This window comes from Ardenticatenales bacterium, from assembly GCA_020634515.1.
In the GTDB taxonomy this organism is placed as follows: Bacteria; Chloroflexota; Anaerolineae; order Promineifilales; family Promineifilaceae; genus JAGVTM01.
In genome coordinates this window covers 378824-393848 of the sequence record JACKBL010000001.1, presented here as the reverse complement: position 1 = coordinate 393848, position 15025 = coordinate 378824, and the positions used below count along the sequence as shown (strand labels likewise).

Annotated in this window: 15 protein-coding genes; 12 read left to right on the top strand and 3 right to left on the bottom strand. The window is 60.9% G+C overall.

The genetic code is table 11. The features are described from left to right. The first annotated feature begins 105 nt into the window (after positions 1-105). Both H6650_01480 and arsM read left to right on the top strand, forming a co-directional pair. Entirely contained in the window at positions 106-384 is a 279-nt protein-coding gene (locus H6650_01480) for a winged helix-turn-helix transcriptional regulator (protein MCB8950663.1), read from the top strand. A 184-nt stretch (positions 385-568) separates the two neighbouring features. Continuing rightward, positions 569-1342, top strand: a complete 774-nt coding sequence (arsM, locus tag H6650_01475; protein MCB8950662.1) for an arsenite methyltransferase — start codon at positions 569-571, stop codon at positions 1340-1342. Here the strand turns inward: arsM and H6650_01470 are convergent. Next, positions 1332-2459, bottom strand: a complete 1128-nt coding sequence (locus tag H6650_01470; protein MCB8950661.1) for a hypothetical protein — start codon at positions 2457-2459, stop codon at positions 1332-1334. The two genes, arsM and H6650_01470, sit on opposite strands and share 11 nt — an antisense overlap. Positions 2460-2768: 309 nt before the next feature. Between H6650_01470 and H6650_01465 the strand changes: the two genes are divergently transcribed. Genes H6650_01465 through ribA form a run of 3 tightly spaced genes read left to right on the top strand, consistent with a single transcriptional unit; the run spans position 2769 to position 5474 of the window. Next, positions 2769-3608: an alpha/beta hydrolase gene (locus tag H6650_01465; GenBank protein MCB8950660.1), complete on the top strand. Its 840-nt coding sequence runs from the start codon at positions 2769-2771 to the stop codon at positions 3606-3608. Between the two features lie 20 nt (positions 3609-3628). Continuing rightward, complete coding sequence (locus H6650_01460; GenBank protein MCB8950659.1) at positions 3629-4129, top strand: DinB family protein; 501 nt, start codon at positions 3629-3631, stop codon at positions 4127-4129. A gap of 40 nt (positions 4130-4169) precedes the next feature. Next, positions 4170-5474 (top strand): GTP cyclohydrolase II, encoded by a 1305-nt coding sequence (gene ribA / locus H6650_01455; protein MCB8950658.1) that lies wholly within the window; start codon positions 4170-4172, stop codon positions 5472-5474. 51 nt (positions 5475-5525) lie between these two features. On the opposite strand, the gene H6650_01450 is transcribed toward ribA, so the two are convergent. Both H6650_01450 and H6650_01445 read right to left on the bottom strand, forming a co-directional pair. Further along, positions 5526-6257, bottom strand: coding sequence for a DUF2306 domain-containing protein (locus tag H6650_01450; protein ID MCB8950657.1), 732 nt, complete (start codon positions 6255-6257; stop codon positions 5526-5528). 480 nt (positions 6258-6737) lie between these two features. After that, the gene (locus tag H6650_01445) at positions 6738-7295 is read right to left on the bottom strand and encodes a PadR family transcriptional regulator (protein MCB8950656.1); all 558 of its coding nucleotides are present in this window, start codon (positions 7293-7295) and stop codon (positions 6738-6740) included. A gap of 435 nt (positions 7296-7730) precedes the next feature. On the opposite strand from H6650_01445, the gene H6650_01440 reads away from it, so the two are divergent. From H6650_01440 to H6650_01410, 7 genes are all read left to right on the top strand, one after another. Next, positions 7731-8261, top strand: coding sequence for a hypothetical protein (locus tag H6650_01440; protein MCB8950655.1), 531 nt, complete (start codon positions 7731-7733; stop codon positions 8259-8261). Between the two features lie 42 nt (positions 8262-8303). Then, positions 8304-9833: a DUF1800 domain-containing protein gene (locus tag H6650_01435; protein MCB8950654.1), complete on the top strand. Its 1530-nt coding sequence runs from the start codon at positions 8304-8306 to the stop codon at positions 9831-9833. A gap of 84 nt (positions 9834-9917) precedes the next feature. After that, positions 9918-11231: a DUF1501 domain-containing protein gene (locus tag H6650_01430; protein MCB8950653.1), complete on the top strand. Its 1314-nt coding sequence runs from the start codon at positions 9918-9920 to the stop codon at positions 11229-11231. 120 nt (positions 11232-11351) lie between these two features. Beyond that, entirely contained in the window at positions 11352-11606 is a 255-nt protein-coding gene (locus H6650_01425; GenBank protein MCB8950652.1) for a GlsB/YeaQ/YmgE family stress response membrane protein, read from the top strand. A gap of 144 nt (positions 11607-11750) precedes the next feature. Then, positions 11751-12668: a CHAD domain-containing protein gene (locus H6650_01420; GenBank protein MCB8950651.1), complete on the top strand. Its 918-nt coding sequence runs from the start codon at positions 11751-11753 to the stop codon at positions 12666-12668. A gap of 171 nt (positions 12669-12839) precedes the next feature. After that, on the top strand, positions 12840-14189 hold the full coding sequence (gene mgtE / locus H6650_01415; protein ID MCB8950650.1) for a magnesium transporter: 1350 nt from the start codon (positions 12840-12842) through the stop codon (positions 14187-14189). A gap of 678 nt (positions 14190-14867) precedes the next feature. Next, the gene (locus tag H6650_01410; protein MCB8950649.1) at positions 14868-15014 is read left to right on the top strand and encodes a hypothetical protein; all 147 of its coding nucleotides are present in this window, start codon (positions 14868-14870) and stop codon (positions 15012-15014) included. Positions 15015-15025 lie beyond the last annotated feature (11 nt).

The window sequence follows — 15025 nt, the reverse complement described above, 5'->3', positions numbered from 1 at the left end:
CGGAACAGTATTCGCCCCACAAAAGACGGTGTCAACAAAAACCCAGCGCACCGTCTTGTGACGGGGCGCTTGACAAATAGACAATCATCAATACAATTCTTGTTTATGGACTGTGTAACGTTTGCCAAAGCCATCGCGGACGAGACGAGGCAGGAGATCATGCGCGCGCTTTGCTGCCAGTGGTTGTGCGTCAGCGACATTGTGGACCAGATGAACGTGTCGCAGCCCACAGTGTCGCATCACCTGGGCATTTTGCGCGAGGTGGGGCTGGTGCGGACGCGGCGCGAGGGAAGGCAGGTGTTCTACACGCTCAATCAAGAGTTGATGGCTTCTTGTTGCGGGACGCTGATCACGGTGTTTGCGCCGGAACAGCAGCAGGCATAGGAATTGTTCGTAATGACTTGACCCGCCGTTTGAGCCTGTCGAAGGCAAGATGGGCTTCGACAAGCTCCGCTTATGAGGGGGTTTGCAATTGCTATTGTTCTCTCGCCGGTGCGGCGCACGGCAAAAGGGGCGTCGCCCCTTTTTTTACGCAAACGCATAGACAAATTTCAATATGAGGAGAAAAATGACCACGAAACATGTTTCTGAACAGACGGACGCAGCGGTGCGGGAAGCGGTGCAGGCGCGGTATGCGCGGCTCGCACTGTCCGTTCCGGTGACGCAGGGAGCGCGTTGCTGCCGCGAGGTGGATTTGTATGAGGTGGAGACGGGGCATTTGCCGGCACAAGTCACCGATCTCTCCCTGGGCTGCGGCGACCCTATCACCCTGGCCTCCCTACAGCCCGGCCAGACCGTGCTGGATTTGGGGGCCGGCGCCGGCATTGACTGCTTCCTGGCGGCGGAGCGCGTCGGCGTGACGGGGCGCGTCATCGGCGTGGACATGACGCCCGCCATGTGGGAGAAGGCCAACCGCAACCGCGAACGGCTGGGGCGCGACAACGTCGAATTTCGCCTGGGGCAGATCGAAGCCCTCCCCGTTGCTGACGACAGCGTGGACGTCATCATCTCTAACTGCGTCATCAACCTCTCCCCGGACAAGCCCGCCGTCTTTCGCGAAGCTTACCGCGTTCTGCGTCCGGGCGGACGCCTGGCCGTGTCCGACATGGTCACGCAGGGGCGGTTTTCCGCCGCCGAGCGGGCCAATATGGATGCCTGGTCGGCGTGCATCGCGGGAGCGGAAGACGTGGCCGATTACGCCGGCTGGATGACGGCAGCCGGCTTCACGGACATCACCATCCGCGAAAAGGGTGCGGAGGGGATCAATCTGGCGGACAGCCACACGCCCGCCACGGATGCTCCCCGCCTATTTAGCGCCTTGCTCACGGCTATCAAACCGTAGGCGCGGACAACGGCGTGCCGCCTGTTTCGCCATCGCGGCGCGGGCGGTCCGGCTGGGCTGGCTCTTGCATGGCGTTGACCCACAGCGCCAGCCAGAGCCAGCGCCAGAGACGGCCTTGTTGCCACCCCCAACTGTAGAAGTCAAACAGGTCAATGATGACCAGGGCCAGCAGCCCGGCGGCCAGCCCCGTCTCCCACAAGGACGCGCGTCCCTGGAAGATGCGGCGCGCCGTCCAGAGGGGGGGCAGCAATGTAAGCCACAGCCAAAGGCCGCCGCCGAGTGGGCCTAATTCGGCGAGGAGGAGGAGGGGGACGTTGTGGACGGGTTGTGGGAGGGTGGCGAGGCCGATGCCGGCAATGCCGGCAATCGAGAAGTTCCCCACGCCCACACCCAACCACGGCGATTGGGCAATGAGTTGAAGGGCGACCTGGTTGAGGATAGCGCGAGTTTGCCACGGCTGCCAGTCCATCAGGCGCTGCCACAGCAGGCGAGGCCGCCACAGCGCCGCGCCCACGGCCAGCAGCAGCGCGGCCCCGAATGCGCTCGTGGCAATACGGCCAAAAGGGGCGCGCCAGTTGGGGTGGCGCAGCAGGGCGAGGAGGAGGAAGCCGCCGCCCACCGCCGTGCCGAGGAGGGCGCCGCGGGAGAGGGGCAGGATCAGGCCCACGCCGCAGAGGAGGAGGGCCAGCAGCCATGCCAGCCGCGATTTGCTTTTGGTGCGGAGAAATGCCGGCATCAACGCCAACCCGCCCACGCCCATCAACCCCCCTAAGATATTCGGGTGCGGCGTCAGGCCCGCTGCCCGCACCCAGGAACCCGCCTGGAGCGCCTGCCCCAGCACAACCTCCAGCGGAATCTCCCCCAGCCAGCCCCAGCCCAGCGCCCCCCGGTGCGCGAACTGCAAAGCGGCCACTGCCACCTGGATGCCCAAACTGAGGGCAATGCCCACCTGCGCCACCCACGCCGGCGGGCGCAAATTGACCACCGCCAGGTAGACAGCCGCCAACAGCAGCAACCGCAGCCCCAGATAAAGCGACAGCACCGCATCCCCCGCCCACAACGCACTCAATAACGACCATCCCGCCAATGCCAGCAGCGGCGCAGTGATCGGCCACAAGCCCCACTGCCAGCGGCGGCGCTCTCGCCATAGTGTATAGGCTGCCGCCGCGCAGACCAGCAGAACGGCGGCGTCGCTCAGGTACAGCAGGAAAGAGGTGTATTCGTAGTAGATGAGACCAATGGGGCGCGCCCGCGCGATCCCGTGCAGATGCCAGGGGATCGTGATGAGGAGCAGAATGAGTGAGAGATTACCAATCCGGCGCTGAATGCGTCACCTCCAATCGTGACCATGCTATCTGCCGAATTCTAGCGTAAAATACACAGAAACGACCACTGCCCGCTATCGACCCGCCTGTTGATGATGCCTATGTCTCCAGACCAAATCCCTTACCTTGACTTCGACGGACGCGGCCCCGTGCTGCACTTCGCCCATGCCAACAGTTATCCCCCCGGCTGCTATCGCCAACTACTCCAGGCGCTCGCGCCCCGTTTCCGTGTCCTGGCGATGCAGCATCGCCCCTTGTGGCCCGGCAGCCAGCCGGAATCTATGACGGATTGGCGCATCATGGGGGACGATCTGATTCGCTTTATGGACCAGCATGAACTGCGTGGGGTCTACGGTGTGGGACATTCAATGGGGGCGGTGGCGTCGCTTTATGCCGGCATCAAACGTCCCGACCTCTTTTCCGCCCTCGTCTTCATCGAACCCGTGTTTTTCGCTCCCGACGTGCTGCACGCCATTGGCGCACAGGCGCACGGCGACCTGCTGCACGACTTCCCCCTCGTGCGCACGGCCCTCAACCGCCGCGCCCACTGGCCCAGCCGCGCCGCCGCGTTCTCTCATCTACGCCCCAAGCGCGTGTTCGCGCGGCTTTCCGACGCCGCCCTTTGGGATTATGTCAACTATGGCCTGCATCAGGATGAAACCGGGCAGGTGGTTCTCTCCTACCCGGCAGCCTGGGAGGCGCGCGTCTACAGCCTGCCCCCCACGGATGTATGGGACCTGCTGCCACGATTGACGATGCCTGTTCTGGCTGTGCGCGGGGAGGAGACGGACACATTGATGCCGCCAGCCTGGACGCTCTGGCAGCAGTTGCAGCCCCAGGCCACCTTCCGCGAACTGGCCGACGCCGACCATTTGCTGCCCTTTTCTCATCCGCAGCGCCTGGCGCAGATCATTCTGGATTTTGCCCCACCCACAGCTTGAGCCTTATCAGGAGATTCTACATGCTCGTAGCCCACTTTCAACGCCTATTTGCGTACAACGAATGGGCCTGGCGACAGGTTTTCCCCAGCCTGGCGCAGTTGCCCGATGCCGAATACAAAGCGGCGCGTCCCTTCTTTTGGGGATCGCTGCACGGACTGATGGTCCACGCCGTTGCCGCCGAGGCCATCTGGCTAACCCGGCTGCATGGCGACAGCCCCACGGCCATGCCCCAACCGGAGGCGTTCGCCGATTTTGCCGCCGTGCGGGCGCAATGGGAAGCGGGCAACGCCGCCTGGCAGGTTTATCTGGCGGGGTTGACGGAGGGGGATGCGACGCGCATTGTGTCCTACCAAAACACGCGCGGCGACGCTTTCCAGTTGCCCGTGGCGGATATTGTGCAGCACGTGGCGAACCATGCCACGGAACACCGCAGCCAGATGACGCCCATTCTTTTCAATTCAGGTGTGCCCACGCCACCACTGGATTATATGTTGTTTTGCCGGCATTCTCCTCAACCATAGCCCCCTCCAAGCTTTCCTCTTCTGCCTGGAAAAAATGAGTATAAAAACATTAACCGTTCAACAGATGACCTGCACCCGCCTCCCCACACCCGTGGGCCAGTTCCAACTGTGCCTCTACCGTACCAACCAGGACGACAAAGAACACCTGGCGCTGATTATGGGGGAGGTGGCCGACCGGGAAAACGTATGGGTGCGCATCCATTCCGAATGTTTCACCGGAGACGTGTTGGGATCGCTACGGTGCGATTGTGGCGAGCAATTGCAGCAGGCAATGACCATGATTGCCGCCCGTGGCGCCGGCATCATCCTCTACCTGCGCCAGGAAGGGCGCGGCATCGGCCTCCTGAACAAACTGCGCGCCTATAATTTGCAAGATGAGGGGTACGACACCGTGGACGCCAACCTGATGCTGGGGCATCAGGCGGACGAGCGGGACTACACGGTTGCGGCGCTGATGCTGCGCCACCTGGGGGTGCGCTCGATTCATTTGCTGACCAACAATCCGCGCAAAATCGAAGACTTGCGGGCGTTAGGCTTGCCGGTGACTAACCGCATTTCCTTGCAGCCCACGGTCAATCAGGAAAATGCGTCCTACCTCAACACCAAAGTGGCCCGAATGCGTCACCTCCTGGACCTGGAGGGCGCGGCGGACCAAAACGGCGCGGCGACTTCCATGCCCCCGCAACTGCTTCCGGGACTCCCGCCGGCGCAGCGTCCTTTTGTGACGCTTACCTATGCGCAAAGCCTGGACGGCTCCATTGCCGCCCACCGGGGGCAGCCGTTGCCGCTCAGCGGCCCGGAGGCGATGCGCCTGACGCACCAACTGCGCGCCGCACATCAGGCTATCCTGGTGGGGATTGGCACGCTGCTGGCGGACGATCCGCGCCTGTCGGTGCGCCTGTCGCCGGGAACCACTCCGCGCCCCGTGGTGGTGGACAGCCAGCTTCGCTTTCCTTTGTCGGCGCGGCTGCTGGCGGAGGGTCGCCGGCCCATTATTGCCACGACGACGACGGCCAGCGCGGCACGGCAGACAGCTTTGGAGATGGCGGGTGCGCGGGTGGTGCGAATGCCGGCATCTACCACCGAAAAAGTAGACCTGACCGCCCTGCTCGCCTGGCTGCGCGGCCAGGGATACGCCAGCCTCATGGTTGAGGGCGGGGCCACCATGATCACCGAATTCTTGCGGCAAGGGCTGGTGGACCGCCTGGTCGTCACCGTCGCGCCTGTTCTGGTGGGCGGCCTCAACGCCGTTGCTTCGTTGTCGCCAAAGATGCTGCTGCAGTGGGATGGCGTGCGTCAGTTCGGCGATGACGTTGTTTTTTGGGGAAAACCTGTGCCGGCATAGTCGCCAATATGGCGTCTCGGTTATCAGCCCGGATGGCCGCGTGAAAACGCATCAGGAGGCTGTTCCGGCGGTTAAAGGCGTCTGGCGTTGCTGGCGGCGCAGCCAGCCGCGGACAATACCTTCGGCGATTAGCAAATTCGGTATCCAGCAGCTCCAGGCCACTATGTCATAACCGGTCGTTTGACCGAAGAGCATGGACAGCGGCATGCTCTCCAGCCGTAATGTGACCGCCGCGAAGGTGAGGGCGAAGTTGCGGATCATCCAACGACGATGGGCGGCGGTATCGCCCGCGCGGATGGTGCGGTAGGCCATGAAACCGGTTGTCAGCCATAGGATTGCCAGGGAGGCGAACCCTAAGCTCGCGGAAATGCCGGCATACGCATAAAACGCCATAAATAAACCGGCCACACCACCCAGCAAAATGCCCACCAGATAAAAACGCCCTATCCAGCGATGAACAGTTGGTCGGCGCGTGCGCAGGGTGGTCAGGAATTGAAATGGCCCCAACCCCAACGCCAGCACCCCACCCAGAATGTGCATCAAAATGCCGGCACGATGCGCCAGATAGACGTCTCGCTGCTCCGGGAAAAACACATCCGGATTGCCGGAAAAATAGCGGCTGGCAACCAATACAATACCCAGCGCCAGCAGGGTCATAATCCCCCATCCGATACGCTTGCTCATCTGATAGGTCATCACAGTACTTCCTTTTGGATTTTGATAGGAACGGTAACTACTAACACGCTCTGGAGATTGGACCCATTTCACGCGCCCAATGGCCATTTTCGCCAAAGAAATTGGTCCAATCTGGCTTAGCAGTTACCAGGAACAAAAGATTGGCGACGACGCCGACGGCGCACACGCCTTAGCTCGACTTTGTACATTTCTAACGGATTGCTTCCAAACCGTACTCGACTATGTGGTTTGTATTTAAAAAATATTTGCATGTCACCCTTTTCGTGCGACGTTCAAATATTCGTACTCGAGTAAAGTTGCAAAAACAAAAATCAGTTGCTCGCTCTGGTTACAAGGCTTTCTGGAAATATTTCCGATTTCGAGTTTTGTACAAAGTCGAGCTTAGTAACCGTCCGAAAACAACTTCACACTTTTTACAGACGGTTACGGCCAAGCCATCCTGGATGGCCGCTATCCTGGATGGCCGCTATCCAGGATAGCCGCTGTCCGCAAATTTCCGCTAACTTGATTGCGGGCAGCCACTAACGTCACCCGTATGGTTAAACAATCGTCAACAGACTCCGGCGATCATTTTGGCGGCACCTGGCCGTTCCTGATACGTTCGATAACGCTTTCCGCCCAGGCCAGGTTTGCGCGCATATTGCTGATCCCATTTTCAAGCGTGAGCAGCCAGAAAAAGTGCTCACGAGGCGAGGAGATTTCTTCGGCAAAAGGGTGAAGCTGGTCGGGAATCTCCGCATATTGCGCCAGAAAGGCGCGTATGCTTGCTGCGTAGGCTTCGAATTTTGCCAGAACTTCCGCGTCGGATAATTGACCACTGAAGAAGACCTGGATGAGGGGCGCGCTGCGCGGCCCACTCAAGGGGGGCGGGCCGGCAAGCCAACGCAGGAGTTCTTGCCGCCCTGCCGGGGTAATGTCGTACACCTTGCGATCTGGGCGATCTTCCTGTTCGATTTTCTCCATTTCCACCCAGCCGAGCTTCATCAATCGGGACAGCGTGCGGTATATCTGGCTTTGATCGGCAGGCCAAAAGTGGCGAACAGAGGTGTCGAATATCCGCTTCAAGTCGTAACCGCTTGACGGGTGATAGCTGAGAAAACCGAGAATGGCATAATCAAGTGACATAGATGATAATCCTTATATTTGTATTGTCCTATATAGGATAGCGTCTGTACAAAATTCTGTCAAGAGGAAAGATGAACCGAGTGCGCGGCGCTCTTATTGACGGCGCGCCATCTTGTCATTCCAAGCCAGGCGAGGAATCCCAACCACGGGTACGGTCAACCGTCCTCGGGATTCCTCAGGCTGCCGCCTTTGGAATGACGCGGGATGACACCCGATGAACTTCCAGGCGAATTTACAGAGTATTTACACTTGGACAGCATTTTGGTAGTGGCGCGGCGGTAAGATAGGATAGTGATTGATTCGTTGAGGAACGGAATTAAATAAGACAACGCCGTTGTTTCCTTACCGTTCCTTCAAATTGACGATGCAATTCCGTACTCTATTTCATCGTCAATCCTTATTGCGTCCTCGTCAGGAGGTCAGGAGATGGTTACGATGGCTGATGTTTATATCGTTGTGTTTAGCGTGATCGGGATTTTGTTGAGTTTGCCGGCATTACTCGTGGCCCTCAATCTGCTGCTACCCAAAGTCACCACCCGCGCCTACCTGCGCTTGCAGCAAACGCCCGGCAAGAGTTTTCTCCTGGGCATTCCCGTCCTGTGCGCCTTCCTCCTCTGGATCGCCATCACCGCCAACGTGCCCATCGGTCCCGTGAAGGCCACCGCTTTTCTGGCCGCCTTCGTGGGCATGGGCGTAGGCACAATCGGCGCGGCGGGGTTATCCCGCCTGCTGGCGGACCGGTTAGACACGCTCTCTGCCCCGCGCTCCCGCCTGACACACCTACTGCGCGGCGCGGTCGTGTTTGAGCTGGCCTGCCTGTTTCCGATTGTGGGCTGGTTCTTGTTCGCGCCCATTGCCGGCATCGCCCTCCTCGGAGCCGCCACATTTGCCCTGCTCGGCTGGCTGCCGCGCCCCCGCGCCATCACCGTCAGCGCCGACGAAACCGCCCCCGCCCCCCACCACTGATCATCCACTGCCCGCCACCCGTCACTCGCCAGGAGGCTTACCATGACGCTCTCCCGTCGCCAATTCCTCAAACTCGGAGGGATCAGCGCCGGCGCGGCCACCCTTACCGCCTGCGGCTCCATCGGGCGCAAACTGGCCGAAAACGACCTGCCCGAATCCCTGCAAGCGCCCACGCCGCTGCCACCCGGCACACCCACCGCCGACCTGCCCGCCTTTCCCGTCAACCCCGCCATGCGCCTGCTCAATCGCGCCGGCTATGGTCCTCGCCCCGGCGACCTGGACCGCGTCACCCAGATGGGATTGGAAGCCTATCTGGCGGAGCAATTGCAGCCGGACAGCATCGACGACCAGGCCACCGACCTGATTGTACGCGGCATTGACCTCTATCAGCGCGAGATTGGCGACCTGCTCAACCAGGAACAGGCGGATGCCGCCATCGCACTCGGCGAATCCACGTTCTACCGCGCCCTCACCTCGCGGCGGCAATTGTATGAAACAATGGTCGAGTTCTGGTCTGACCATTTCAACATCTACCTGCGCAAAACGCAGTTCATGCCTTTCTTCAAGATCGTTGACGACCGCGACGCCATCCGCCCGCACGCCCTGGGCGCGTTCCCCAACATCCTCTCCGCCTCCATGCACAGCGCGGCCATGCTCGTCTACCTGGACAACGTGCAAAATCGGCGCCAGGCCCCCAACGAAAACTACGCCCGCGAATTGATGGAGCTGCACACGTTGGGGGTGCATGGCGGCTACGACCAGACGGACGTGCAGGAAGTGGCCCGCGCCCTCACGGGGTGGACGGTACACCGGCGCGGGCGGCGGCAAGGGGAGGTGTTTCTCAACCTGCCGGAACACGATCCGGGCGCCAAAATGGTGTTGGGAAACACGCTGCCCGCCGAGCAAGGGGAAGCGGACATCGCGCAACTGGCGCAAATTCTCAGCGGCGCGGAGGCCACGGCCACGTTCATTGCCGGCAAACTGGCACGCCGTTTTGTGGCCGATGATCCGTCCGCGGACCTGGTGCGGCAGGCGGCGGAGGCTTTTAGCGCCGGCGGCGGGGATGTGCGGGCGGCGCTGCGTGTGCTGTTCCTCAGCCCGGAATTCGCCGCCGCGCCGCCAAAATTGAAGCGCCCTTATGCGTACATGGTGTCCGCTATGCGCGCGCTGCACGCCGATGTGAGCGATGCGCGCGCGTTGGGGCGGTGGCTGCAAATGATGGGACAGCCGTTGTTCCAATGGGCGGCTCCCAATGGCTACCCGGATGTGTCCGCGGCGTGGGCGGCGGCGCTGCTGCCGCGCTGGAATTTTGCGGTGGCGCTGCTGTCGGACAAGATGCGGGGGGTGCGGGTGGGGTTTGAGGCGTTGCTGAATGCCGGCAATCCCTCCTCCACCACCGCCGCGCTTGACCTTTTTGCCGGCATTCTCTTCGGCCACGCACTCGACGACGAAGCCCGCACCCTCTTCCTCGACTTCATCGGCAGCGACCGCCTCGCCGACCGCGAAACCAACATCCGCCTGCGCGAATCCGTTGCCCTCATGCTCGCCAGTCCGGCCTTCCAATGGACGTAGGGATGAGGGATGAGGGATGAGGGATGAGGTATGAGGTATGAGGGCCGACCATTAGGCACTGCCCACTTCTTTTGGAGAAACTTGATGACATCTGAAGCCCGCACGCACTGTTCTGAATACAGCATGGTAAACGCCATGAGCCGCCGCGATTTCCTCGGTAGCAGTCTGAAATCGGCGGCGGGGTTGCTGTTCGGCCATTCCATTGCCGCCCTGCCCGCCTGGATGCCCCGCCTCACCCTGGCGGACCCGCACGTGGGGCCGCGCGGCGACACACTGGTGTGCATCTTCTTGCGCGGCGGCGCGGATGGCCTGAACATCGTCGTGCCGCATGGGGATGACGAGTATTATCGCCAGCGCCCGACCATTGGCGTACCTCGCCCGGACGACAGCCGCGCCGACGCCCGCGTCGTGGACCTGGACGGCTTTTTTGGCCTCCATCCGGCGCTGACGCCGCTGCAAGCCGTGTACCAGGCGGGCGACCTGGCGCTGGTTCATGCCAGCGGCTCCCCCGACGAATCCCGCTCCCACTTCGAGGCGATGGATTTAATGGAGCGGGGAGCGGTGAGTGGCGATTACACCGGCTGGCTGGCGCGCCACCTGGCGTCGCTGGATACGGGTAATCGTTCGGCTTTGCGCGCGGTGAGTGTGGGAGATATGTTGCCGGCATCTCTCACCGGCATCCAAAACGCCACCGCCCTGCAATCCATCGCCGAATACCACCTGCTAGGGCGGGATGATCGCATCGGCGAGATGCACACCCTGCTGCAAACCCTCTACAGCCAGAACGACGACCTGCTCACCGCCGCCGCCAACCAGACATTCGCGGCCATTGACGTTCTCGGCCAGCTTGACGGGACCGGCTACCAACCACGCGGGCGCGCCTATCCGCCGCAAGAATTCGGCGCATCCCTGCAAGTCGTCGCCCAACTCATCCGCGCCGACGTGGGCGTGGAAGTGGCTTGCGTGGATTATGGCGGCTGGGATACGCACGTCGCCGAGGGCAGCACCGACGGCGCTATCGCCCGCCAGCTCGAAACGTTGGGGCAAGGATTAGCCGCGTTCTATGAGGATTTGCAGGACAAAATGGACAGCATCACCGTGGTTGTGATGTCTGAATTTGGCCGCCGCGTGGCGGAAAACGGCGGCCTGGGCACGGACCACGGCCACGGCAACATGATGATGGCCCTGGGCGGCGGGATCGGCGGCGGGCGCGTCTACGCTCGCTGGCCCGGCCTGCACCCGGACCAGCTTGTCGGCCCCGGCGACCTGGACATCACCACCGATTACCGCGACGTGTTGGGCGAAATCTTGCGCAAGCGGCTGAACAATCCCGGCGTGGCGGACGTTTTCCCCGGCTACGCGGTCAACGAAGTGGGGCTGGCCGTGCCTCGCGCCTGATTGCCGCAACCGTGATAGACTTTCCCGCGTAATGGAGAGTATTGCGCCGCGCGAGTCTTGCTGACGGTGCTATCCTGAAAATTACCCGCGCATCAGGCGGGTCACGCGAAGGAGGATTTCATGGGATTTTTGAGTTGGATTATCTTTGGCGGATTGGCGGGGTGGTTGGCGAGCATTGTTGCCGGCAATAACCAGCGTCAAGGTTGTCTTATGAACATCGTCGTCGGCATTGTCGGCGCATTCATTGGCGGCCTGATTGTCAATTTCGTCACCGGCGCGGGTTTTAGCATGGGCTTTAATCTGTCCAGTTTGATCGTTGCCATTCTCGGAGCCGTTCTCTTACTTGTTATCACCGGCGCGGCGCGCCGGCGCTAAAGACTGAACCAGTTTTCAAGACTGCTCCATTTCGGGTCAGGCAAGGAGGGCTGCCTTAACAGGTAGCCCTCCTTTTTTATGGGTGGCGAAAACGGATCTGCCCGCCTTTTGGCCTGGCGTCATCAACTCATTATAATCAGCGTCATGTCTGAAATGCGTCTGACTGACCCGATTGCGGAAGCGGCGCGCGGCCTGTTGGCAGCGCAACTGCGAATCATCCACGCTCATTTCGAGGATGTGGCGCGGCGTGCCGACGTAACGAGCGTCCACGAGATGCGCAAGGCGATTCGCCGCTCGTTGACGGCGGTTACGCTGTTTGCGCCTTATTTTGAGCCGGAGACGATGCCGGCATTTCATCCCCCCCTGCGCAAAATCATGAAACGACTGGGGCGCGCCCGCGACCTGGCCATCTTGGGACAAAACCTGGACGCCTATTTGCAGGCGCAGCCCACCAACCGGGAAGCCCACGACCACCTGACCCGCTTACGTGAGCACATCCAGACGCGCCAGACCGCCGCCGAAACCCAGTTCCAAACGTATTTGCAGCGAGAAAAATGGCGAACCTTTTGGCAGGATTACGCATCCTTCCTGCAAACGCCCGGCGCAGGCGTCTTGCCGCCGCCGCTGTACGCCCCCACACAGGTGCGCCACCTGCTGCCGGTGCTGATTTACCAGCGGCTGGCGAATGTGCTGGCCTTCGGCGACCATCTGGAACAGGCCACCCTGGCCGAAATGCACCAACTGCGGCTGCAGGCAAAGGAACTGCGCTATGCGCTGGAGTTTTTCGCGCCGCTGTTGGGGCCGACGTTTACCGTGATTCACGCCACGGTGAAGCGAATGTTGGAGCACATGGGGGAGCAAAATGACGCCCACGTGGGCGAGCGCTGGTTGGCTCAGGAATTGGAAGTCGTGGACAGCCCCGAACTGCGCCGCGCCATTCAGTTCTATCAGGGAGTACTGCGCCAACGATTGCACCAACTGCTGGCGGAATTCCCCCAAGTATGGGCGGAATTCGACCATCCCGCCTGGCGGATCAATCTGGCCCTCGCCCTTCCCCCCTAGACACCCTCCTCAACAAAACGCCCGTCATGGGCATACGCGCGCCAATGGATGCCCGGTTGATCCGACGGCGCTGTCGTTAATTCCCATCAGATAGTCTGTGCATGATAGCGCGGCGGTGGTTGCCATGCGCGACGCACCGCCCACGTAGGCCATGAAACGCGGAGGTCGCTGATGATTCCCTTAAACCTGGAAGACGTTCTGGAGCGGCTGCAAATAGCCCTGGATAACAACAATCTGGTGGAAGCGAGAGACATTCTGCAGACGCTGCGCCCGCCGGACCAGGCGGAGCTGCTGGCGGAACTGGAGGATGAAGAACAGGCAGCCATTCTGCCCCAATTGCAGCCCGCGGAATCGGCGGCCATTCTGGAGGAAATGGACAATACGGCGGCCACCGAACTCCTCTCCGCCCTGCCGCCGGCGACGGCGGCGCGCATCATCAACGAAATGGAGCCGGATGACGCGGCGGACGTGCTGGGGGGGATGGAGCCGGCGCAGGTGAGCGCCTTCCTCGACGTGCTGGAGGACCCGGAGGAGATTCGCCCGCTGCTGCTGCATCCCGACGACAGCGCCGGTGGCTTGATGACATCCTCGTTCCTGGCGCTGCGGCGGCGGATGATGGCGGCGGAGGCGATTGAGGCGATTCGCGCCTGGAAGTTGGACGAAGAGACGATCTTCCACTTGTTTGTGGTGGATGCGCATGGCAAGTTGGTGGGCGTGGTTAGCCTGCCGCGCCTGATCATGGTGGATCCGCGGGAGGTGGTGGGGCAGATCATGGACCCGGAGGTGATTTCGGTGCCTGTGGGGACGGACCAGGAGGCGTGCGCGCAGTTGATGGCCAGGTATGATTTGCTGACGCTGCCGGTGGTGGATAATGCCGGCATCCTTCTGGGCGTGATCACCATTGACGACGTCGTTGACGTACTCGAAGAAGAAGCCACCGAAGACATCCAACGCCTCGGCGCCACCGAACCCCTTGACCGCCCCTACCTGGACACCAGCGTCCTCACCATCACGCGCAAGCGCATTGGCTGGCTCCTCCTCCTCTTCCTCACCGAAACCCTCACCGGCAGCGTCCTGCGCTTCTTCTCCGGCGAACTGGAAGCCGTCGTGGCTCTGGCCTTCTTCGTCCCCCTCCTCATCGGCACGGGCGGCAATGCCGGCTCCCAAACCACCAGCACCATCATTCGCGCCCTGGCCGTGGGCGACATCGACACCCGCGACGTGCTGTACGCCTTCTGGCACGAACTGCGCACCGGGTTGCTATTGGGGCTGGGCATGGGCGTGATCGCTTTTGGCCGCGCCCTGCTCTGGGGCACGGGCGACCAGATCGCCCTGGCCGTTTCCGTCTCCATCTTCTTCATCGTCGTCTGGGCCAATGGGTTAGGCTCCTTGCTGCCCCTGCTCGCCGCCCGCCTGCGCATCGACCCCACCGTCATCTCCGGCCCGGCCATGAGTACACTCGTAGACGCCACCGGCCTGTTCATCTACTTCACCGTCGCCCGCCTCATCTTGAAGCTATGACCATACATTCTTGCCGTGTGGTGGCCGACAGTTACCGAACGCATCCACCCCCAATGTTCCAAAACGGTTGATATTGGGATTATTGCAGTCGCCGAAACATGCGTTTTGTCATTCAATTCGGGTAATTTTCGTCACTTGAGCGAAATATCTATCCGTTTATACTGTTTAACATCTGCTAAGTGACACATTTGACTAGGTGGTCAATTCACGGGCAAAGAATGGCGTGTTTCGTTGGGTTCAATTGGAATCGGCATTCGGATTTCCAGATGAGTACGAACCATCGAAGCTTATCCGTTATCTCCTTCACGGCGAACGGACAAGCCCTTAGCCGATAACATATAGGGGTTGGCGTAAGTAACTACAACCAGAGGCTGGTCACCAAATTTTAGACAAGAGCGGACGTAATTGATCGTCTGGCTTGTCGTGAAATTTTCATTCTACAAACTTGTGGAATGGTAACATCCAGCTGACGTTGGGGGAGTTTCCCACCAATCGCAATTCATATTCAGGTTGATCGTCATCCTTGTGCCGACGCCTCGGTGAGAATACCTGTTTGTGCCCGTATCAGGCATGACATTCCTTTGGGCAATGAAGCCCGCCAGGAATGAAACCCTCAACGCAAACTGAGTGTTTGCGTGGGCAAACTTCAGTTTGTCTCATCACTATTGGAGGTTTAAGATGGTCGACGAATTGGAAATCGGTGCAGGTGTGGAAGGTTGCCACAATGGCATTTGTGCCGCGGCTTGCGCTGCGGCCTGTCTGATCGGCGGGGTTACCCTGATTGCCTGGGGAGCCGCCGGGGGTATCGTCGGAGCCTGGGCATAATTTTGTAGCCA